This window comes from Epilithonimonas caeni DSM 17710 (genome assembly GCF_000426465.1).
GTDB lineage: Bacteria > Bacteroidota > Bacteroidia > Flavobacteriales > Weeksellaceae > Epilithonimonas > Epilithonimonas caeni.
Genome location: NZ_AUFK01000009.1, coordinates 881,021 through 903,513, shown reverse-complemented (window position 1 = coordinate 903,513; position 22,493 = coordinate 881,021). Strand labels below are relative to the sequence as shown.

The 22,493-nt window shown below is 36.7% G+C and carries 23 protein-coding genes; 13 read left to right on the top strand and 10 right to left on the bottom strand.

What is annotated here, in order from left to right:
* Nucleotides 1–19: 19 nt before the first annotated feature.
* The 4 genes from K319_RS0105385 to K319_RS0105365 all read left to right on the top strand — a co-directional run bounded on the left by K319_RS0105385 (nt 20) and on the right by K319_RS0105365 (nt 3,627).
* Complete coding sequence (locus K319_RS0105385; RefSeq protein ID WP_027382716.1) at nt 20–1,204, top strand: hypothetical protein; 1,185 nt, start codon at nt 20–22, stop codon at nt 1,202–1,204.
* A gap of 364 nt (nt 1,205–1,568) precedes the next feature.
* Entirely contained in the window at nt 1,569–2,261 is a 693-nt protein-coding gene (gene pepE / locus K319_RS0105375) for a dipeptidase PepE (protein WP_027382714.1), read from the top strand.
* 92 nt (nt 2,262–2,353) lie between these two features.
* Complete coding sequence (locus K319_RS0105370) at nt 2,354–3,037, top strand: XAC2610-related protein (RefSeq protein ID WP_027382713.1); 684 nt, start codon at nt 2,354–2,356, stop codon at nt 3,035–3,037.
* A gap of 2 nt (nt 3,038–3,039) precedes the next feature.
* Nucleotides 3,040–3,627: an HD domain-containing protein gene (locus tag K319_RS0105365; RefSeq protein ID WP_027382712.1), complete on the top strand. Its 588-nt coding sequence runs from the start codon at nt 3,040–3,042 to the stop codon at nt 3,625–3,627.
* 66 nt (nt 3,628–3,693) lie between these two features.
* On the opposite strand, the gene K319_RS0105360 is transcribed toward K319_RS0105365, so the two are convergent.
* From K319_RS0105360 to K319_RS0105350, 3 genes are all read right to left on the bottom strand, one after another.
* Nucleotides 3,694–4,659, bottom strand: a complete 966-nt coding sequence (locus K319_RS0105360; RefSeq protein WP_156907048.1) for a hypothetical protein — start codon at nt 4,657–4,659, stop codon at nt 3,694–3,696.
* Between the two features lie 109 nt (nt 4,660–4,768).
* Nucleotides 4,769–5,092, bottom strand: a complete 324-nt coding sequence (gene secG, locus K319_RS0105355) for a preprotein translocase subunit SecG (RefSeq protein ID WP_027382710.1) — start codon at nt 5,090–5,092, stop codon at nt 4,769–4,771.
* Between the two features lie 64 nt (nt 5,093–5,156).
* Nucleotides 5,157–5,780, bottom strand: a complete 624-nt coding sequence (locus K319_RS0105350; protein WP_169712651.1) for a T9SS type A sorting domain-containing protein — start codon at nt 5,778–5,780, stop codon at nt 5,157–5,159.
* Nucleotides 5,781–5,982: 202 nt separating this feature from the next.
* Here K319_RS0105350 and K319_RS0105345 point away from each other — a divergent pair, with 202 nt between their 5' ends.
* Entirely contained in the window at nt 5,983–7,977 is a 1,995-nt protein-coding gene (locus K319_RS0105345) for a S9 family peptidase (protein ID WP_027382708.1), read from the top strand.
* Between the two features lie 48 nt (nt 7,978–8,025).
* On the opposite strand, the gene K319_RS0105340 is transcribed toward K319_RS0105345, so the two are convergent.
* Nucleotides 8,026–8,892: an aldose 1-epimerase family protein gene (locus tag K319_RS0105340; RefSeq protein ID WP_027382707.1), complete on the bottom strand. Its 867-nt coding sequence runs from the start codon at nt 8,890–8,892 to the stop codon at nt 8,026–8,028.
* A gap of 126 nt (nt 8,893–9,018) precedes the next feature.
* Between K319_RS0105340 and K319_RS0105335 the strand changes: the two genes are divergently transcribed.
* Complete coding sequence (locus tag K319_RS0105335; RefSeq protein WP_027382706.1) at nt 9,019–10,179, top strand: sensor histidine kinase; 1,161 nt, start codon at nt 9,019–9,021, stop codon at nt 10,177–10,179.
* Between the two features lie 191 nt (nt 10,180–10,370).
* Nucleotides 10,371–11,720: a DEAD/DEAH box helicase gene (locus tag K319_RS0105330; protein ID WP_027382705.1), complete on the top strand. Its 1,350-nt coding sequence runs from the start codon at nt 10,371–10,373 to the stop codon at nt 11,718–11,720.
* Between the two features lie 56 nt (nt 11,721–11,776).
* Here K319_RS0105330 and K319_RS0105325 read toward each other — a convergent pair whose 3' ends face one another.
* The 4 genes from K319_RS0105325 to K319_RS0105310 form a co-directional block, all read right to left on the bottom strand.
* On the bottom strand, nt 11,777–12,514 hold the full coding sequence (locus tag K319_RS0105325; RefSeq protein WP_156907047.1) for a hypothetical protein: 738 nt from the start codon (nt 12,512–12,514) through the stop codon (nt 11,777–11,779).
* A 143-nt stretch (nt 12,515–12,657) separates the two neighbouring features.
* Nucleotides 12,658–13,116, bottom strand: coding sequence for a lipocalin family protein (locus K319_RS0105320; RefSeq protein ID WP_027382703.1), 459 nt, complete (start codon nt 13,114–13,116; stop codon nt 12,658–12,660).
* Between the two features lie 47 nt (nt 13,117–13,163).
* Nucleotides 13,164–14,474: an ABC transporter permease gene (locus K319_RS0105315; RefSeq protein ID WP_027382702.1), complete on the bottom strand. Its 1,311-nt coding sequence runs from the start codon at nt 14,472–14,474 to the stop codon at nt 13,164–13,166.
* A gap of 65 nt (nt 14,475–14,539) precedes the next feature.
* A complete protein-coding gene (locus tag K319_RS0105310; protein WP_027382701.1) occupies nt 14,540–15,445 on the bottom strand; it encodes an ABC transporter ATP-binding protein in 906 nt (301 codons plus the stop codon).
* 401 nt (nt 15,446–15,846) lie between these two features.
* On the opposite strand from K319_RS0105310, the gene K319_RS0105305 reads away from it, so the two are divergent.
* The 3 genes from K319_RS0105305 to gloA2 all read left to right on the top strand — a co-directional run bounded on the left by K319_RS0105305 (nt 15,847) and on the right by gloA2 (nt 18,381).
* Nucleotides 15,847–16,965, top strand: coding sequence for a diphosphomevalonate/mevalonate 3,5-bisphosphate decarboxylase family protein (locus K319_RS0105305; RefSeq protein WP_027382700.1), 1,119 nt, complete (start codon nt 15,847–15,849; stop codon nt 16,963–16,965).
* Between the two features lie 166 nt (nt 16,966–17,131).
* Nucleotides 17,132–17,998: an ESP-1 family subclass B3 metallo-beta-lactamase gene (gene blaESP / locus K319_RS0105300; RefSeq protein WP_027382699.1), complete on the top strand. Its 867-nt coding sequence runs from the start codon at nt 17,132–17,134 to the stop codon at nt 17,996–17,998.
* Nucleotides 17,999–18,003: 5 nt separating this feature from the next.
* Complete coding sequence (gene gloA2 / locus K319_RS0105295; RefSeq protein ID WP_027382698.1) at nt 18,004–18,381, top strand: SMU1112c/YaeR family gloxylase I-like metalloprotein; 378 nt, start codon at nt 18,004–18,006, stop codon at nt 18,379–18,381.
* Here gloA2 and K319_RS0105290 read toward each other — a convergent pair.
* Together K319_RS0105290 and K319_RS0105285 are read right to left on the bottom strand one after the other, a co-directional pair.
* Nucleotides 18,378–18,764, bottom strand: a complete 387-nt coding sequence (locus K319_RS0105290) for a DUF1634 domain-containing protein (protein ID WP_027382697.1) — start codon at nt 18,762–18,764, stop codon at nt 18,378–18,380. The two genes, gloA2 and K319_RS0105290, sit on opposite strands and share 4 nt — an antisense overlap.
* Nucleotides 18,765–19,595, bottom strand: coding sequence for a sulfite exporter TauE/SafE family protein (locus tag K319_RS0105285; RefSeq protein WP_027382696.1), 831 nt, complete (start codon nt 19,593–19,595; stop codon nt 18,765–18,767).
* Between the two features lie 979 nt (nt 19,596–20,574).
* Between K319_RS0105285 and K319_RS0105280 the strand changes: the two genes are divergently transcribed.
* The 3 genes from K319_RS0105280 to K319_RS0105270 all read left to right on the top strand — a co-directional run bounded on the left by K319_RS0105280 (nt 20,575) and on the right by K319_RS0105270 (nt 22,489).
* Nucleotides 20,575–21,006, top strand: coding sequence for a helix-turn-helix transcriptional regulator (locus K319_RS0105280; protein WP_027382695.1), 432 nt, complete (start codon nt 20,575–20,577; stop codon nt 21,004–21,006).
* Nucleotides 21,007–21,228: 222 nt separating this feature from the next.
* On the top strand, nt 21,229–21,834 hold the full coding sequence (locus K319_RS0105275) for a hypothetical protein (protein WP_027382694.1): 606 nt from the start codon (nt 21,229–21,231) through the stop codon (nt 21,832–21,834).
* A 10-nt stretch (nt 21,835–21,844) separates the two neighbouring features.
* Complete coding sequence (locus K319_RS0105270) at nt 21,845–22,489, top strand: hypothetical protein (protein ID WP_027382693.1); 645 nt, start codon at nt 21,845–21,847, stop codon at nt 22,487–22,489.
* Nucleotides 22,490–22,493 lie beyond the last annotated feature (4 nt).

The following is a 22,493-nucleotide window of genomic DNA, read 5'->3' as shown; positions in this document are numbered from 1 at the left end:
ATAAATAAAGTAAATTACAATGAAAAGATTAATCTCAAGTGCATTAGTTCTTTGCACACTATCACTTACAACAGTTTCAGTTTTTAATTCTTGTTCTTCTGATGAGGATACAACAATTACACCCAATCCAAGCAATGTAACAATCGATCCCAACAACTTCAAAGGCACTTTAAACGCTGGTGATAAATTGGTATTGGATGCAAATGTGACTTACCGTATGACTGGTGCGATCGTAGTAAGCAACGGGGCAGAATTGACAATCCCCGCAGGGACAAAAATATTTTGTACAGGTGGTACCACTACTTATTTGGCAGTAACTCAAGGGGGCAAACTTTTCTCAAATGGAACAGCTGCTAACCCGGTGATCTTCACTTCTGGTGCTGCAACTCCTGCAAAAGCGGATTGGGGAGGTATTGTGATTTGTGGAAAAGCACCTATCAATGCTGGGGCAACTGCAACCTCTGAAGTTGCTAGTTTAACTTACGGTGGTACAGATGTAACTGACAATAGTGGCTCTATTACTTACACGCAAATCAGATGGGCTGGAGCTAGATTTAGCGACACTAAAGAATACAACGGACTTTCTCTTTTCGGAGTTGGTAGCGGAACAAAGATCGACGGGGTTTCTGTGATCGATGGAGCAGATGACGGAATCGAATTCTTCGGAGGTACTGTAAACGTTAGCAACATCGTTTCTGTAAACAATGATGATGATGCTTTTGACTGGACAGAAGGTTGGAACGGTACTGCTACTAATATTTATGGGAAAAGAAATTCTGCAACGGTTGGTAACAGAGGTATCGAAGCAGATAATAATGCAAACAACAACAATGCAACTCCAATGTCTAACCCAACTATCAAAAATGCAACTTTCATCGGTTTCGCAACTACAGATAACGAGGGAGCGGGGACTAACTTGTTCAGAGTTGGTACTGGGGCTACTTTGGACAATGTGGTATTCTCGGGGTGGGCTACAGCGATCACTATACAGCACGATGCTACAATTGCAAACCTTAATGGTAAAAACAAATTTACAAATATAAGATTCGATAATGTGACCACTAAAGCTGTTACAATTGCTTCAGCTTCTGGTTCTACAGCTCAGCCAGCTGCGGCAGGTACTTATACAGAAAGCACATCAGCATTAGGTGCTGGTAACTTTACATCTACACCATCTTGGGCAACTGGATGGTCAGGATTATAAATTTCTTTTTTCTTCATATCAAATCAAATTTTTTGAACCTGCAGGTCCTCTGCAGGTTTTTTTATGACCTCGGTGCAGGTAACTCCCATAGTGATCACCGTCAGCTATAATATTAGTATCGTCCGTAAGAATATTACTAATTGCGGTTATAATATTAGTGGTGTCTTCCATAAAATTACCGATGGCGATTTTAAAGTTACTGATGGCGAACATGATTTTACTACCGGCAAGATGCTGTTTTACCCGGAATAATTCAATGATTTCGAATTCAGAAAATAAAAAACTATAATTTTTAAATTAAATCTGCCAGAGATTATCCCATATTAAAAAAACATTTCCCGAAATTTGCCATCAACCATCAACTATGAACATCATCCTCGCATCCACATCCACACTCTACGGCGGACAATATCTCGAATATCTCAGACCCGAACTGGAAAAACTTTATAACGGGATCGAAGAGATTATTTTTATCCCCTTCGCCAGACCCGGCGGCGTCTCCCACGAAGAGTACACCCAAAAAGCAAAAGACTTTTTCTCAACAATGAATATCAATGTCAAAGGTCTTCACGAATTTCAGGACAAAGTGGCTGCAATTCATTCTGCCAAAGCATTCTTCACAGGCGGAGGAAACACATTTCTCCTTGTTAAAACACTCCACGAGTTAGGATTGATGAATATCCTGAAACAAAACATAGAATCAGGAAAACCTTACCTCGGTTGCAGCGCAGGAAGCAACATTGGTGGTATCAACATGAAAACGACCAATGATATGCCCATCGTTTATCCGCCAAGTTTCGATTGCATGAGGCTCGTTCCTTTCAACATCAATCCTCATTATCTTGATCCCAATCCGGAGATCAAACACAACGGGGAGACCAGAGAAACCAGGATCAGAGAATTCCTTACTCAAAACGATATCAAAGTTATCGGGCTAAGGGAAGGAAACTGGATCAGAAGAATTGATGATAAAATTACCGTTGAAGGTACGGAAACAACCAGAATTTTCGAAGTAGGAAAAGAACCTTATGAAGTAGAAGCAGGAACAGAATTATAAAGGCTATGCAATGAAATCGCCAAGATTTGCAACGCAAACATTAATGAAGATGCAGCGATTGCATATGGCCTTTGAAAAAATAAAATCTACATATGAAAAAAAATATTGGATTCATATTGTTAATGGTCGGTCAATTATTTTTGGCACAACGTCAGTTCGAGATCAGGAACGGCTCAAAACAATTCGATGCAAAGATCACCGTTCAGACCTGTGAGGGAGACACCTGCAGCGGAGCAGGCTCCATAGAGCTAATTGATAAAAAAACGGGAAAAGTGTTCCAGACCTTAACATCGGAAGACCTCTATTTTTATTTGAACAGAGATCAAAAACCAAGCGTCAATGTCATTCAATTGTACAATGAACAGAGCCCGCTGATCTTTGACGATTTCAATTTTGATGGCACAGAAGATATTGCCGTAAGAAATGGAAATCAAAGTGGTTATGGCGGTCCTTCTTATGATATTTACGTTTACAATTCTACCAGGAAACAATTTGTTCCCAGTGAAGAATTAACAGCTTTGGCCTACGAGAATCTTGGGATGTTCCAGACAGACCAAAAGCGCAAACGTATCATCACTTTTGCAAAATCCGGTTGTTGCTGGCATATCACGACAGAATATGCGGTAATTCCCAAGAAGGGACTCAGGAAAGTCTATGAGCTTGAAGAGGATGCTATGGGCGGCGAGTATGTGACCGTTACTACAAGAAACCTCATCAATAATAAATGGACAAGTAGATCGAAAAAATATAAGATCAAAGATTATTACAAAGACTAAAAATGAAGATACAGAAAGAAATAGATTTCATCCTGGCAGTCGATGCCTTGAAAAATGTACAGAGAAGAAATTACAACGCAGACGATTCCCGAAGAGAGAATACAGCGGAACATAGCTGGCAGATCATCATTCTAGCTCAGATCCTCTTTCCTTACGCCAAAAATAATACAGATATCAATTTATTAAGGGTGATCAGAATGTTGTCGATTCATGATCTGGTAGAGATCGATGCCGGCGACACTTTTCTATTTGATGAAGAAGGGATGAAAGGGAAATTCGAAAGAGAAAAACTAGCTGCGAGAAATATATTCGGTATTCTAGATGAGCCCCTTTCTTCAGAATTCTATGATCTCTGGATCGAGTTCGAAGAAGAGAAAACCCCGGACGCCATTTTTGCCTGTGCTATCGATAGGATAATGCCATTCATCCTCAATTCTCATACTTCCGGAAAAAGCTGGACAGAAGCAGGCGTCACCGAAAAGCAGATCAGGAATATGTTGGAAAATGCTATTTGTAGAGCCTCAGACGAGATGGGAGAATGTTTCCAACTGTTGATGAAAAAATGTTTCGATGAGAATAAATTTTCTTAAAATAATAATTGAATTTAAATAAAGAACGCTTCGAAATCTCGAAGCGCTTTTTACTATTGTTTTGCTTTACCATTTCACAATATATGGCCCATAATAATTTGAGTATGTATTGGAGGTACATTTTTTTCGAGCGTAAAAATAATATGTGGTTCCTTTAACTAAATTGGTGTAGGTAGCTGCGTTTGGTGCAGATATCTCATATAAGGTAGCTGAGGTTGGTAACCCTGAATTCACAGATAAGGAAATCTGGTACTGGGAGACACCATCATTTTCCCAATTAATTGTTGCATGATAATAACTGCTATTAACACTTGTTGTTGTGTAATTTGCATAAGTTGGGGCAACACAAGCAGTAGTTATTGACGCAAGAAAAGTAACTGGCTTGGTCCACTCTCCCCATCCAGCAGTGCCTGCGCAATATGAACGCACATATATGTCATATTTTTTTCCGGCAACAAAAGGTGCATTGTAATAATCTTGTGATGTATCTATAACGGTTCCAGTCCCTAATGAAAAACCTTGTTCTCCATATTGTATTTGATAATAAGAAGGAGATTGTCCATTTTCATAGTTGTTGATTTTCCATTGTATTCTGTTGTAAAAATCCTCTACTTTTACTTCATAAGGTTTTTTACAAAAATTGTTAGAAATAGTAATCGATTTTTCGAAACCCCAATCACTTTTAGATTCTGAGCTGCAAATTTTTCTTACAAAGAAAGAGTAACTTGTTCCAGGTGTCAAAATCTGGCCATTTGAGATGTTATTAATGCTTTGAGAATACGTTTTTTCATTCACTACAAAACCAGAATATGGAACTCCATTTCCTGTTTGATTAACCCCAATTTCATAAGGACCGGATTCATTTGAATCAATAGTGAAATTGAGATATTCTCCTGATTGAATTACTTTTAAACCGTTGACATTTTTACAGCTACTGGTTGTTGACTCGTCTTTCTCATCATCAGAACGTGAACAGCTTGCTGTTAATAACAAACATGACATAATGAATGTCAAGAAATTAAAATGTTTCATATGTGTTTTTGTATATAAAAATGGTTGCGAATATATCTATATTTTTGATTTGAGCAAAATAAACGCCTCGAAAATTCGAAGCGTTCATTATATTTTAAGCTGATAAATATTATTTCGCTGGCGTTTGCTTTACCGGAGCATTTTTAACAGGTGCTTCAGATTTTACCGGAGTAGGGATAGATGGAGCTACTTGCGATGGTTTTCCTGTAAGGATGATACTCAGGAAAATCAAAACCACAATTGTAGAACCCAATGTCCAAGTTGCTTTTTCCATAAAATCATTGGTTCTCTGAACCCCGAAATTAGCAGCAGATGTGCCTCCGAAAGTTCCGGAAAGACCGCCTCCTTTTGGATTTTGCGCCATGATGATGATAACTAATAAAATGCTAGCAATGATAATTAGAATCATAAACAGCGTAAATATTGTGCTCATAGTATTGTCTTGATAATAAATTTTGAAGCGCAAATATATGCATTATAAATCAATAAATAAAAACTTATTTCTTAATAAACTTCACAATATTAGTTTCGTTGCTTAGTGATTTCAGTTTAATGAAATAAACTCCGGTTTTCAAATTGCTAATATTAATTTTACTCCCTTTGAAATCCTTACTAAGAATCAATTTTCCGGATTCATCAATGATTTCATAAGCAACAAAGTTTTTATCCGATTCGATGTTGACATAATCCTGAACCGGATTTGGAAAGATCTTTACAACAGTAATTTTCTTAGTGGGGTCATTCACGGCCAAAAGGCAAGACGGCGGATTGGAGATTGGTCCTGTCGAATAATCGTAGAAAACATTATTTTCTGTTTCTAAAGAATAATATAAATAGTTAGTATTAGGAGAACCTCCAATATAATTACAATTATTAAATTCAATATAAGCTTTATTAAAAACATAGGTCGTTTTATACCAGCCTTCACAGCCATATGTCATTTGGTTACCTGGCGGAAAGAAATCGATATCCACAACTGGATCAATAAAATTCATATAAGAACAAACATTGGTCCAGTTTTCAGGTGGTTTGAAATAAACAGTTTTTTGCGGTAGATTTTCAAATTGACCAAAAGCCAATTGACCAAAAGTAATTAAGGAAAAGAGTATAAGTTTTTTCATAGGCATAAATTTTAAATATTTGTTATTTGCGAAGTTATAGACAAAGAATAACCAGGGCTATCACATATTACAGTGATTTGTAGCATCAGTTATTATATTTTGAATTTTTCATGAGAAATTAGTTTTTAAATAGGCTACAATCAAATTTACACAATATTTTAATAACTTCGTCCGAGTTTTTTCAAAATCAATTACTTATATAATGAAACTAAAAAAGATTCTTGCTGTAGCAGTTGCAGCGCCTTTTATGATGAATGCACAACAGGTAATGACACCGGAAATAATGTGGACGCTCAATCGCCTTGGTGTTCAGTCCGTTTCGCCGGATAATTCTTCTCTGATCTACAAAATCAGCAAAACAGACCTTAAAACAGAAAAATCTAACTCTGAAACTTTCTGGCTGGATATTGCCGGGAAATCTGCCAAAATTGATATAGGAAAGAAAAGCCTGATTCAGTGGGACAAAAACGGAATTTATGCTCTGGAAAATAATAAAATTTTCTTGTCAAAAGATTCTGGGAAAACGTGGACTGAATTTTATGATATTGGTGAAGTTGATAATATCGTGGTTTCTCCGGATGGAAAAAAAATAGCTTTCAGCAGAGCTGTTCAAGTAGAAAATATTCTAGGAAAAGATAAGTACAATGATTTGCCTAAAACAACCGCTCAGATCTACACAGACCTCAATCATCGTCATTGGGATGCTTGGAACGAAGGTTCTTATAATCACGTATTTGTATTTGATTTAACTAAACCTGCAGAACTTCCGAAAGATCTGTTGGAAGGTAAGGCATTTGATTCGCCTCAGAAACCGTTTGGAGGGGCAGAAGATTTTGTCTGGAGTCCGGATTCCTCAGGATTACTTTATGTGACCAAGGCCAAATCAGGTGCTGAATATGCGCAAAGTACCAACACGGATATTTTTGCCTACAATCTGGCTTCCGGACAAACTACAAATATTACAGAAGGGATGATGGGCTACGATGTGAATCCGAAATTCAGTGATGATGGGAAATTCCTGCTTTGGAACTCGATGGAGAGAGACGGTTATGAGGCAGATAAAAACGACATCGTCATTATGGATTGGAAATCCAAATCGAAAACTAATTTAACCAAAGCTTGGGATGAAAGTGTAACCGGCGATGTAAAATGGGCTTCGGATTCCAAGTCGATCTATTTTACTTCCGCTTTCAGAGGAACGAAGCAATTGTTCTCAGTTGATGTTAAAAACAAAACCGTAAAACAATTGACGAAAGGCGACTTCGATATCAATGATATTGTTTTGGAGAACAAAGGAAAACTTTGGGTTACAAAAACCGATATCAACCACAATGCAGATCTGTTCGAAGTAGATTCTAAAGGTACATTGAAACAGATCACAGATATTAATAAAGATAATTATTCCAAATTGGTTCAAGGAAAATCTGAACTGAAAATGGTGAAAACCACGGATGGAAAAGAAATGGGTGTTTGGTTCCATTATCCGCCGAATTTTGACCCAAATAAAAAATACCCAACTTTGGTTTATTGCCAGGGCGGACCACAATCGGCATTGACCCAGTTTTTCTCCACAAGATGGAATTTCGCTTTGATGGCGGCCAACGGATATATTGTTGTAGCACCAAACAGAAGAGGAATGCCGGGTTGGGGCGTGAAATGGAACGAGGCGATCAGCGGCGACTGGGGCGGACAACCGATCAAAGATTATTTGTCAGCAACCGATTTTGCTAAAACTTTACCTTACGTGGATGGTAATAGAGTAGCGGCTGTTGGTGCGAGTTACGGTGGATATTCTGTATTTATGCTGGCTGGTGTTCATGAGAACAGGTTCAAAACTTTTATTGCGCACGACGGATTGTTTGATATGAAATCCTGGTACGGAACCACTGAGGAACTTTGGTTTGCCAACTGGGATTTGGGCGGAAGCTATTGGACAAAACCAACTCCGAAAGCTTATTCAGACTTTAACCCAAGCAATTTTGTGGATAAATGGAACAAACCAATCATGGTAATCCAAGGAGGAATAGATTTCCGAGTTCCTTACGAACAAGGTCAGGAAGCTTTCCAGGCAGCAAAACTGAAAGGTCTTAAAACTAAATTTTTGTATTTCCCCAATGAAAACCACTGGGTTCTTCATCCGCAAAATGGTTTGGTTTGGCAGAGAGAATTCTTTGACTGGCTGAAGGAAACTTTGTAGAATATATTTAAAATAAAAAGTGTCAGAAAATCTCTGACACTTTTCATTTTACTCAAGCTCAACCGCCCAATGGGCTTTCCAATCTTCGTTCTTCTCTAATTTTAAAATCCCAAATTTCTCCGTAAATTCTTGATTATGATTTTCCAGATCAGCAATACCTTGCCAAGGCTCCAGACAAATAAAATCTGCATTTTTCGCTGCCCAAATCCCGAAGTATGGAAAATTTGAAAAAGAAAAAATCACTTTATGGGCATTCTTTCTATTTCTTAGAATCAATTCCCTGCTTATCAACTTTGTCATTACCAGCGCATCTTTTGAGAACAATTCATAAGTCAGCGGAAGCACTTTATTATTAAGTTCAATTGTTTTAGTTTTGTTACTGATGAGGTTGTCAACCAAAGGATGGACTTCCAGTTTTTCATCATCAGAAAAAGCAATTTCATAATCATTGTAACTCGATCCGTTTTTTGTATCGATAGCAAACCCGGGATGGGCGCCTAAAGAAAAATACATTTCTTTTTCTGACAGGTTTTTTACTTGATAAGAAACCGTCAGTTTATTCTCAACCAAAGCGTATTTGATTTCCAGACTAAATTCGAACGGATAGATCTTCAAAGATTCTTCATCAGAATTTAATTCAAAAACAACTTCATTTTCAGAAAATCCTTTCACTTCAAAAACTCTTCTTCTTGCAAAACCGTGACGAGGAAGCTTGTAAGTTTGACCTTCAAAAATATATTGGTCGTCTTTCAAAGCACCGACTGTCGGGAAAAGTACAGGACTTATTCCTCCCCAAAAATCAGGATTTCCACTCCACATGATCTCTTTTCCGGTTTCGAGATTGATGAGAGAGGTCAATTCTGCACCCAATTCATTAAGTGTGGCTTTAAGTCTATTATTTTGAATCGTTATCATTTTGTTAATTTATTCTAATACAAATATCAGTATTAATCTTGGAATTTTTGATCTGATATCTAATGTCTAAAATCTAACGTCTGATTTTATATAATAAATTCCTAAATTGCCGTTTTATAAGCATTAATGAAAGGACTTAATTTTCTGAAACGTATCAATAGCTGGGTTGTGTATTTTATACTGACCTCGATTGTCGCGGGGATCATTATTTCGTCCAATTTCCTGATCCAGCATCTTAGAAGTAAAGAAACCGAAAGGATCAAATCTCTGGCGACTGCGATGCGTTATCTTCAGGATAGCGATGTGGACCCGAGATTCAATGAACTGGCGCTTTATGTCATTAGTGAGAACGAGGATCTGCCGATCATTCTTACCAATAAAAACAAAGAAGTTTTAGAAAGTAGAGGCATTTCCGATGATATTCTGAAAGATGATGCAAAATTAAAGTCAAAACTGACCGAAATGGAAAGCAAATACCCGCCTTTCGAGATTCAGTTGCCGGATTTTAACAACCAATATTTGTATTACGATAATTCGGATCTGATGAATTATCTGCGTTATTATCCTTTTTTGCTGGCGCTTTTCATTTCACTTTATCTCGTTTTTTCGTTTTGGTTTTTAAGATTGTTAAAGAAGACCGACGAAGGTTTTGTGTGGGCAGGTTTGGCTAAAGAAACGGCACATCAGATCGGAACACCGCTTTCATCGATGATTGGTTGGGTCGAGATCATGAAGCTTGAAGACGAGAATGGTTTGGGGGTAAAGGAGTTGGAAATGGATGTCGACCGGCTGAAAACCATTTCGGAACGTTTCTCGAAAATCGGTTCAATCCCTACACTCAATGATTTTGATATCAGTGAAACGGTTCAGCAGAATTATGATTATTTAAAATCCAGAATTTCTACTAAGGTCGAATTTACTCTAAGAAAAACTTACGAACCGGTTCTTGTTCCCCATAGCCGAATTTTGATGAGCTGGGTTATCGAAAACCTTGTGAAAAATGCAGTTGATGCTATGAAAGGCGAAGGGAAACTGGAAATGTCACTTTACAAAAAAAATAAAAGTATTTACATAGATGTCGCGGATACTGGAAGCGGAATGACAAAAAAACAAATCCGAAATGCTTTCAAACCGGGTTTTTCCACAAAAAAAAGAGGTTGGGGATTAGGTCTTTCCCTGACAAAAAGAGTGGTCAGTGAATATCATCGGGGTGATGCCAGAATTGTACATTCTGAGATTGGAAAAGGAACTGTTTTCAGGATTATTTTGAGAGAAGAGCAGAAGTGATTATTTGATCAAATTAATATTATCTGAATGTATTTCGCCCTGTGCGAAGTCGAAGGACTCCAAACCTAATGAAGTGATTCATCGATTCAAATAAAATAAATAATAAATTGAGATAACTCTGGCCGTGTGATATCCGACTCTAACCAAAAAGATATTGAAAAGCTTGATTTCAAAATCCATATCTTTGCAAAATGAAAACCACTTTTGCAGACTTCGATTTACCGGAAAAGATTCTTGACGTTCTAGCCGATTTAGACTTATTTGAACCGACACCTATTCAGGAAAAAAGTTTGAAGCCTATTCTTTCCGGCCGTGACGTGATGGGAATTGCACAGACCGGAACAGGAAAAACCCTCGCTTACCTGCTTCCCGTTCTTAAAACCTGGAAATATAACAAATCCGGGAATCCTACGGTTTTGGTTCTGGTTCCTACAAGAGAACTGGTAGTTCAGGTTACTGAAGTTCTTGAAAAGCTGACAGAAAACATTACTGCAAGAGTTATAGGTGTTTACGGTGGAAAAAATATCAATACGCAGAAGTTGTTGTTCAATGATGGTTGCGATATTTTGGTGGGAACTCCTGGTAGAGTGATGGATCTCTCGATTGACAATGCGATTTCTCTAAGGGAGGTCAATAAATTGATCATCGATGAATTTGATGAGATGCTGAATCTGGGTTTCCGCCCACAACTGACACATATCTTCGAAATGATGAAGGAGAAAAGACAAAATATTCTTTTTTCTGCAACAATGACCGAAGCTTTGGACGAAATATTGAACGAGTATTTTGCTTCCCCGATCGAGATTTCCCTGGCAAAGTCGGGAACGCCTTTGGAGAAGATCGCACAATCTGCAGTTCCTGTAGAAAACTTCAATACAAAACTGAATTTGCTGATTCATCTTCTGAAGACTGAAACAGATCTGGAGAAGATCCTGATTTTCGCTAATAATAAAAAACACGCCGATCTGATCTTTGAAAAATTAAATGTTGAGTTTCCGGACGAGTTTGGCGTAATTCACTCTAATAAATCTCAGAATTTCAGATTAAGAGTGATGCAGGAGTTTACTAATGAAGAATTGCGTGGCGTGATCACAACAGATATTATGGCGAGAGGTCTGGATATTCCGGATATTTCACACGTTTTCAACTTCGAAGTTCCAGAAGTTCCGGAGCAATATATCCACAGAATTGGTAGAACCGGACGTGCGGACAAAGACGGAATAGCTGTGACTTTCTTCACCAAAAAAGAAGAAGCTCAACTTCTTGATATCGAATTATTGATGGACAAAGAAATCAATAAAGTTAAGTTTCCGGAAGGGGTAACCATTTCGAAAGTCAAAATCGCTTCTGAACAAGATGAAGTGAAAATGAAATTCCTGACCACGGCAAAACTCAACGAAGGAGAATCGGCTTTCCATGAGAAAAAAGACAAGAACAAGAAAATCAATCTTGGTGGACCAAGCAAACGGAAAGCTCCAAAGAAATTCGGAGCAAACAGAGCACAACAAAAACAAAAATCGAAAGCTAAGAGAAAGAAATAAAAAAGAGATTCCAATTATTTGGAATCTCTTTTTAGTTTATCATTAAGTTACTTTAACTATAATTTAGTAGATTTTTTAATGATTTTTGGAAGGTTGCTATCGAGGTCTTTCATCAATTCATCCAAAGCACTTTCGCACATAGGAAGGATTTTATCCGGTGACATTACCGGGATTCCGCCAACCATAACACCTGTTTTTTTAGAATCCGCACTTTCGTTGATAACCCAGACCTTGTTTCCGTTTTTATCATATAAAGAGATTCTTGCAAAAGCTTTCATTTTTATGGTAGCCATTCCTCCAATTCCAAATCCTTTTTTAAGAGAGAAATAGATCTCTGTAAATAAAACTCCGTCTGCCTGGTCTTTAAAAATATTGGCAACACCTACTTCGTTCGCTTTACCATTGAATCCTTCATAGATGTATTTGTAGTCTTTGTAAACACTATAATTCTTTAGATCTTCTTCTGTTTTAGCATATTTAGGGACAAAATCTTTGTACTGCTGATTAGAAGTTACTTCGTTTTCGGGTATTAATTTGAAAGGGAATTTGGATGAATAATCATTGAAAAAAGCGTTGTGATATTTTTCCAGAATTGGATTGAGATTGAAATTAGGATTATCTCTTAGGTTTAGAATATTATTTATTAATTCTTCACTGCCAAGGCCTAGCTCTTTATAATCGATCATTCTATTGGAATAAAAAGAAACTACGGCTACTTTTTTTTCTTGAGAAGATAATCTCATCGAAATGCTAAAAAGTAAAATAATTGCTAAAAAGGATTTGAAATGTTTCATAATTTAATTTGTTTATTGTTTTATGTTATTATTTTGTTTTTTTGTGCCGCTAAACTATTAAAAAAATATGAAACTGAGTAATGAATTATTTATAATTTTCAAATTATAGCAAACGCCTCAGGATTTTTTGAGGCGTTTTTTATTTATTTGTTGAAGATGGTTACTCGTATGTCGATTACCCCATCATTATTTGCATCGTAATTGAAATAAGAATCAACTAATTTTAACTCATTATTTGTAATAGAATGAATATTAAATGTAAAAGGGGTTTGAGTAACAGAAGATGTTAAAGTTAACTTTTTTTGACTTTCATCAAATATGAATTCTCCTTTTATTGTTTCACTAGTAACACACGAGCCTATAAAATCATTTCTAAAGTAAGTTAAAGTATATATATTATCAGAGAATACATAATTTTGCTTATCTGGACAATCTGTTACAAGTGTTGAAATTAATATTGAATTATCTTTTCCAGATATTATTTGTGTTCTGGCAAGATTCCAAGTTCCAACAATCAAAGATTCTGATTTCTCATCATTGTCATCTTTCCTACAAGAAATAATTACAGACGAAACTAAAGCAAATAAAATAAGTTTTTTCACGGTATTAATTTTCTACAAATAAAAAGAAAATTTATCAATGAAGAAAATCAACTCCTGATCCACTTCCATATCTCCTTCAAAGTTGCCTTATTCCCGTACATCAAAATCCCAACCCGGTAGATTTTCGCTGCAATATAAACCATCAGTAGAGTAGAAGCGATCAATAGGAAAATTGATAAGGCAATTTCCCAAAGCGGCACACCAAACGGAATTCTCGCAATCATCGCAACAGGCGAAGTAAACGGGATAATAGACAACCAAAAAGCCATCGGTCCGTCCGGGTTATTCATAATTGTGAAGCTTCCGTAAAGTCCGAGCATTAAAGGAACAATTGCAAACATTGTGAATTGCTGGGTTTCCGTTTCATTATCAACCGCACTTCCAATCGCTGCATACATAGAGCTGTAGAAAATGTATCCGAACAAAAAGAAAAATACAAAAACACCGATAATTCCTATATAATTCATATCCAGAAGAATATGGGAAACCTCGGTTGCGATCTGTTGGAAATCCATATTTTTCATTACTTCGCTTTGTTCTGCAGGTATATTTTTCTGCATCGCCGCAAATCCCGTGTTAAGGAAAAAAGCAGCAGTCACAGACATCGCGATCCAGATGATAAATTGCGTCAAAGCCACCAAGGTTACACCCAAGATTTTTCCCATCATCAGTTCAAATGGTTTTACAGATGAGATGATGATTTCCACAACGCGGTTGTTTTTTTCTTCGAGAACGCTTCGCATTACTCTGACACCATAGATAATAATGAACATAAAAACCACGTACATCAATCCGAAACTTAGTGCCGTCTTGATTCCGAAAGCCAGGTCACTTTCCGGTCGGTCGCTTTCCGTTACGTTTTGAGAAATGATTTTGAAGCTTTTATCAAGATTCACGATTCTGTCCTCGGAAATTCCAAGCATCTTGATTTTTTCTTTTTTCAAAATTTCGCTCAAATCTCTGGAAACCACACTTTTCGTATCCACACCGATTTTCTTATTGGTCAATAATTTTGTTCCATTTTCCAACGCATCAAAATTTTTGTCGTTCAATTCCGGGATGATGAGAATTCCGTCCGAACCTTTCAGTTCTTTCAGATTTTTAACCAATGCATTTTCCGTATTGGTTGGGACAAAAGTGTAAGTAATATCTTTTGTAGACTTCAGTTGGCCGGCAAAGATTCCGCTTTTGTCAACCACTTCAAATTTGTATTCCGCTTCGTTGGCCTTGAACATAAAACCAATCAAAGCACCAAATCCAATAATCAGAAGCGGTGCTAAAAGTGTCAGGATAATAAAAGATTTTTTCTTGACCTGCGTCAGAAATTCTCTTTTCGTTATGAGGAATATATTTTTCATTCTTTTTGTAAAAAGTAAAATGTATTAAGTATAAAATAAATCATTTATCGATTATCAATTATCAATTATGATTTCACGGCATTGATGAAAACCTCATTCATACTTGGGATTTTCTCGTTAAAAGTTCTTATCGTTCCGGTTTTCAGGAGGTCTTGCAAAAGGATATTCTGATTCTCCGTATTTTTCAATTCAAAATTGAAAAGACCATTCGCTGTTCCAAGATTTTCGATTTGATATTTTCTCGTCAGTTCTTCCAGGTTTTCAGAATTCACATCCGATAAAACCACAGAAAAAACATTCTGCTTGAATTGTTCCCGAACATCAAAAACTTTCCCGTCCAGAACTTTCTTAGAATTGTTGATAAGCGCCACAAAATCACACATTTCCTCTACACTTTCCATTCGGTGCGTTGATAGGATGATGGTTGTTCCTTCGTTTTTCAGACGGATGATCTGTTCTTTGATGAGGTTTGCATTCACAGGGTCAAAACCAGAAAAAGGCTCATCCAGAATCAGCAATTTCGGACGATGCAGAACCGTTACCACAAACTGGATTTTCTGCGCCATTCCTTTGGACAGTTCGCTCAGCTTTTTCTTCCACCATTGGTCGATGTTCAGTTGCTCAAACCAGAATTTCGCTTGCGAAAGCGCTTCCTGTCGGGACATTCCTTTCAGTTCCCCAAAATACAAAAGCTGGTCGCCTACAGTCATATTTTTGTAAAGGCCGCGTTCTTCCGGCATATAACCAATATTGCGGATATGTTCCGGATTCAGTTTTTCGCCATCGATCCAAACATTCCCCTCATCAGCTTGAGTGATTTGATTAATGATTCGGATAAACGACGTTTTTCCGGCGCCATTTGGTCCCAAAAGCCCATAAATACTGGCAGTCGGAACTTCAATCGAAAAATCCTGAAGCGCAATTTTCTTACTGGCGTTGTATGTTTTTTTGATATGTTCTGCTCTCAGCATACAGATATTTTATTTTTTTAGGAGCAATAAGATTGGTCCTTCGGTTCACTTTTTCAACCCGCTGTCCGCTATATCTTTTTTGTTTTCGGAAAAAACAAAAAAGGATGCCGCTACCATCGGGGCTATGTTGAGGTTTCGTCTTTCTTTTGACGATTTTTAAAGCCTCACAAAATTAGTTTAAAAAAGATAAAAATGTTACAGGACAAGATGTTCAAAATATGATATTAATTTCTTTGCTGAATTTGTAGTTTATGTTGAGCTTGGCGAAGTGCCTTTGCGAACCTTAAAAATTTTTTTAATAATTTCAAAAAATCTTTGCGGACTTTGCGTTTCAAAACCCCAAAGTCGAATTTAAAATAATTAAATTTGCGCAACAAAAGCAATTCGCTAAAATCCAAACTATGACTCAAGAATTTTTGGGAAATTCCCAATTCCAGATATCCAATCAACTCGTTTCCGCAAGCTGTCCTTCTAATATCGCACTGATTAAATATTGGGGAAAATACGAAAATCAGATTCCTGCCAATCCAAGTATCAGCTATACTTTGAACCATTGCAGAACCAATACGACGATGGAGTTTTTTGCCGGAGAAGATTTTTCTGTTCAGACTTTTTTAGCAGGAAATGAAGAAAAAAAATTCGCTGAGAAAATTGAGAAATATTTCAAAAATATTGAGCCATATTTGCCTTGGATTCTGAAGGGAAAATACATCATCAAAACAGAGAACACGTTTCCTCACAGTTCAGGAATTGCAAGTTCCGCTTCAGGTTTTGGAGCAATCGCAAAATGTCTGATGAATCTGGATGAGATTTTTTCAATTAAAGAAGGCTTCCAGAGCCTCAGCCTGACAGAAACTAAAAGCCTTCGAGAGCCTCAGGCTGACAACCATCAACCATCAACCATCAACCAAAAAGCCAGCTTTTTGGCAAGATTAGGAAGCGGTAGTGCTTGCAGAAGTCTTTATGAAGGGCTAGTTGTTTGGGGGAAAACCGAAGAAGTGGAAGGAAGCTCGGATTTATTTGCTGTCCAATATCCGAATGACGAAATCCATCCGATTTTCAAAAACTTCAACGATTGGGTGTTGTTGATTCACGAAGGTCAGAAATCTGTTTCTTCAACTGTTGGTCACGGATTAATGAACACTAATCCTTACGCCGATAGACGTTTCCAGGAAGCTCACGAGAATTTTACCAAACTTAAAACGATTCTTTCATCCGGCGATATGGAAGGTTTTATCAAGTTAGTAGAACACGAAGCTTTAACACTTCACGCCATGATGATGATGAGCGAGCCGGCTTTCATTTTGATGAAAACAGGAACTTTGGAAGTTATCAATAAGATTTGGGAATTTAGAAAAATCACAGGTTTAGCTTTGTTCTTCACATTAGACGCTGGAGCGAATGTTCATCTTCTTTTCCCGAATGATATCGACAACGACAGAATCACAGATTTCATCAAAACAGAACTGATTCCGTTGACTCAAAAAGGTGGAGTAGTGAAAGATGTGATGAGGTTTTAGAAAAATCAGAAAATAGAGGCTGGAAGTTAAGAAGTGAAAATTGATTGAGCATTTAACCATAATGTTTGTCATTCCGTAGGAATCTCAACACAGAAAAGCACAACAGTTTAGATTCCTACGGAATGACAAAATGCTGGATAATTATTAATCTTTAAAAAAAAAGAAATTGAAAAAAATCACAATACTATTTTTCGTAATCATTTCCTTTTTCGGAATTGCACAAACCGTCACAGAACCAAAAAATAACCCTGAAAAATGGTCGCAGCCTTATGAACCATTCAGAATTGTCGGGAATCTGTATTATGTCGGAACTTATGATCTGGCATCCTATCTTATTGTTACAAACAAAGGAAATATCCTCATCAATACGGGTTTAGCCGATTCTTATCCGCAAATCAAAGCGAATATTGAGAAGTTGGGATTCAAATATAAGGACATCAAAATCCTTACTCTGACCCAGGCCCATTTTGACCATATGGGCGCAATGGCTGACATCAGAAAAGAAACGGGCGCAAAACTATATGTTGACGAAGCTGAATTAGCAGAACTGAGATCCGGTGGAAAATCGGATTACGAATTAGGGAAGTATGGCGTGACTTTTAAACCTTTAAATCCAGATTTTCTTCTGAAAAATAATGACAAAATCAAATTAGGAAATACGACTCTGACCTTACTCCATCATCCGGGACACACAAAGGGTTCTTGTAGTTTTATCTTCGAAACCAAAGATAAAGACAGAACTTATAAAGTTTTGATTGCGAATATGCCATCCATTATTATCGACCACAAATTTTCTGATGTCCACACTTATCCCAATATTCAAAAGGATTATGCATACACTTTGGATGCGATGAAAAAATTGGATTTTGATGTTTGGGTCGCTTCGCACGCAAGCCAATTCGATTTGCACGAGAAACGTAAATCTGGAGATGCTTACAATCCGAAATTGTTTATGGATAAAGAAAATTACTTCAAACAACTGAAGGACTTGGAAGGTGATTATTTGGAGAAAGTAAAAGAGGGATCGAAATAAAAAATATGCAGATCCACCACATCGCCATCATCTGCTCCGATTACGCAGTTTCCAAAAAATTCTATACAGAGGTTTTAGGACTCAATATCATTCGTGAAGTTTATCGTGAAGAGAGACAATCCTACAAGCTGGATCTGGCAATCGGAGAACATTATGTCATCGAACTATTTTCTTTCCCAAATCCACCAGCCCGGCCTTCAAGACCGGAAAGTTGTGGACTTCGTCATCTTGCTTTTTCAGTGCGTAATGTCGAAGAAAAACGAAATGAATTAATATCCAAAGGTTTGGATTGCGAAGAAATCAGAATCGATGAATTTACGGATAAGAAATTCTTTTTCACTTCTGACCCGGATGATCTACCTTTGGAATTTTATGAGAATTAGTGTGCGTATCCTGTTAAGAAGCTTATGATCATAATTGTTAAAACGATTGTAGAAATTATAACATAAACATAGTCTTTCTCCTTCAAATACCCGATCAAGGCAAAGATAATTCTTACTAATGGTGTCAAAATCAGAAGTAAGATACCCAGCTGGATAATTGCCATTCCTTCGCCTTTACAAAGCGAATCCCAAAAATGACCCCAAACTTTTTCTGACGAACTTCCCATATCCAACATTTTATACTTTTTCGGCATGACAAAACCTTCAGTGAAAAGTTTGATGAAGCCAATCAAAGATGTAACTACGGAAAGAATAACGCCCAATCTCAGAAGGTTTCCAACTGAACGGTTAAGGTCAACATCTGTAAACGGTCTTGTTCTCATTTAGCTGAAATTTTTGGCAATACCATTATACATCATATAAATCGAAAGAATCGTGATCACGATTGCGAAGAAAACTTTCAGTTTTTTCGTTTTGGAAATCATCAAAGTTTTGGAACCGATAAAACTCCCGACAACCACGCCAATCAAAACCGGGGCAGCGATCACAGGGATGATCTGCCCTCTTTGGAAATAGATCAAAGCGCCTGCAACAGCAGTTACCCCAATCATAAAATTACTCGTGGTTGTAGAAACCTTGAAAGGTAATTTCATCATATTGTCCATCGCAAGAACCTTCAAAGCACCTGACCCTATTCCTAAAAGTCCTGACATTGCACCAGCAAAAACCATCATCAAAAATCCCGGAATTGTATTTCGGGACGCATAATGTTTAATACCATCTTTATCCGGGAAAGTCCCATAAAGTTTAAGTTTTTCAGCAAAACTTCCTTTTACTAATTCTTCTTGATGATCAGGTTTTCCTTTTAGATTCAATAAAACTGTCAAAATCAAGATACTTGCGAAGATAATTCCGATTGTATTTGGATTCAGGAACCCAGAGACCAATGCACCGGTTACAGCACCAGCAGTAGTTGCAATTTCCAGAAACATCCCGATTCGCATATTCGTAAAACCTTCTTTTACAAAAGCTACTGCAGCACCGGAAGAGGTTCCGATAACCGAGACCAGGGAAGCGCCGATCGCATAATGCATCGGAACGCCAAAACCAAGTGTGAGAAGTGGGATAATGATGACACCGCCACCCAGGCCGGTAAGAGACCCCATCAATCCGGCAGCAATCGCTCCAATAAAAAGAATTATGATTTCTGACATCTCGCAAATATAAAAAGGATTATTTGTGTACACAAAAAAACTAGTAATTATTGTTTGTGTAGTATTTTCAGATAAATTTATCTATTTTATGGCGTTATAAAATGACTAATATTGTGCTAAATAATAATAATGATTTATTTTTATTTTTAAAAAAAAATTAATCAGGGTTGCAGAAAAAGGAATGTCCGGCTTTATAAATATGACAATTTTATTTGATAATAGAGTTAAGGCAATTTCTGAACTAATAAAAATTTTTTAATCAAAAAACCATGATAATCTTAAGTATGTGAATTTATTAATAATCACTCAATGTCTGTTGTTTAATGTTTTCATTATTACTGTTTTATATATAAACAAAAAGTTTTCTATTGGTAGAAGAATTTAATATTGAGTACCTGTATGGTATTTATGTGGTATGTGCTTTTTTTTATGGTGATTTATGATTCTATTTCTTTGTGTTGCTTTCAAAAATTGAAATAGTGAGAAGCTTGATGGTATTTATGTGGTATGTACTTTTTTGTAGTGGTTTATTTAAATATTGCGTTTTATCTGTTTCTATTCTCGATGTAGAAAATGAGGATACTTCAGCGTTTTCTCAGAAGTCTTTTCAGAAGTGCAACTTTCATCCCAGTTTTTTCCCAAAAGGGTCAAATGTATTCACACATCATTTGTCTATAGAGGTGTTATTGATAATTTCCAATTTGTTTTTAAGTGGTATATGGCCCCCTTAGTCGGGAGGATGTGTTCCTAATGGACGCCTATGGTTCAATAATATATCATAAGATATGCCTGCGATTGGGATAGCAGCCGGCCAAAAAACAAACAGATAATTGTAAAAAATTCGAATGGTTGCCACCTCGATCTGATTCCCAATATTATAAGATGAAAAATAGATTCCTTGTTTTTTAACTTGTGATGCTCAAGCTTGTGGAATAACACTTTCGTTCGAATAATATAATACGTGAAAAAATAAAAAAAAATGATAGTATCTATCGCCATACTTTTGATAGCCATAATAATCATTTTGATATTTGTTTTAAAAAAAATCAGATATACTGAATTCAAAATAAATGAAGTAATGCAAGATGTTGTTTTGTCCCAAGATGTGCTTAGTGTAGATTCTTATGAAGAAATAATCTCTCTTGCAAGGGATAATTCCTCGGATTTTTTATTCAGATTCAAGGAGTATTATCCAAGTTTTATCGAAAAACTTCTGGAAATAGAACCAAAGCTAAAAACATCTGAACTGACTTTTTGTGCTTACCTGAAGCTAAATTTTTCTACAAAAGATATTGCTACCTATACATTTGTAACGCCAAAGGCTGTTCAAAATCGCAAAAACAGAATACGGAAAAAACTTAGCATAGATTCTAATATAGACATTTATGTCTGGTTCAATAATATTAAGTGACTGACTGCTATTGGGTTAGTATTGCTGAGGTATTGATGTGGTATCTGTTTGGTACCTGTTTTTTCCTAATTAAAGAGTTTAATTTATTCCTTTGCTCTCAAATTATATATAAGGGCAAGTCAGTAAGACTTGATTATATATTATGAGTCCCGTGGTAAATTTTTTTGTTAAATCTCAGAATCACAATGTAATAATATAGTATAATTCTAAAAACACACAAAATTGAAAAAAAAATTTTTTTTACTGCTTTTTGCATTATCATTTCTTGATTCAAATGCACAAGTAGGTATTAATACACCTTCTCCAAGAACTGACCTTGATGTCAATGGTAGTTTCAAGTCTGATAATATCATTGCAGGGACTATAGATGGGCTAACTCTGGAAGAGAAAGACAGATATTTGTTGCTGACCCAAGATGTTTCCGATAATGGGATTAAAAGAATAGATCCCAGAGTGCCCGGAGCACCAGGTATAGCCACTATTGCAACTTACAAGTTGCAGAATGTCAGTGGGGATTGGGTTGAAAGGTTTAATACAAAAATTAACACCACGGATTACTCTCTTGTCATTCTATCCGCCTATTTTGATAGAGACATCTATCTGGGTAGTTCAGGTATTCTGTCATTGCCGTCCTTTGGCGTGATAGATTTCAACGGTTTCTGGAACTTATATGCCGATTATTCACAAATGTCTTCACAGACCAATGGTACATGGACGTTTGTTTGCGCAATATATCCAAAGACCTATGTGAAAATTTTTGGAGAAAGAGTCCGTCCTCTAGGTAATACTTCTTCAGGAACTGAATCTACTCCAATCCTGAATCCTTAAATAAAAACACATGAAAAAAAAATTATCAATAATTTCTCTGGTCCTCTCCGGAGCATTATTTTCACAAAATGTAGGAATCAATACAGATGCTCCTACAGAAGCCTTGGATGTTAACGGAAGTGTGGCAATCGGTACATCTGTATTTGTAGATCCGAATAATTACACAGCCAACCCTCAAGGGTTTGACATCCTTGGTACCGATCCTCAATCCTCAATTGTAAATGGTAAAATTTTTAAAGTAGAAACACTTTATACACCAATAATCATACAGCCATATTCGGTGTCGAATATTTACAGAGATGACCTTAACGACCTTAATCTGCAGATTCCTTCTGATAAGTATACGGTATTGATCACCAATTTTGAAGCTGTTCCAAGCACGTCCAATATTAATGAGCCAAACAACGGAGTTTATTCCAATACAAATATGAAGGGACGTTTTGTTATCAGAACTTTTGAATCCGGGGGCAATTGGCATGTCAATATAGGATATCCCAGTTTGAGTACACAATATACAAGTGCAAGATACACCTATAATTTTGATGTGATTCTTTTATCCAAAAGATTTTATAAAGTTTTGGACGAGTCGGTTACAACATATAATCTAAATGGGGCAACATCCGGCGAAGCAGCTGCCCCACCAAGTGGAATTTAAAGAC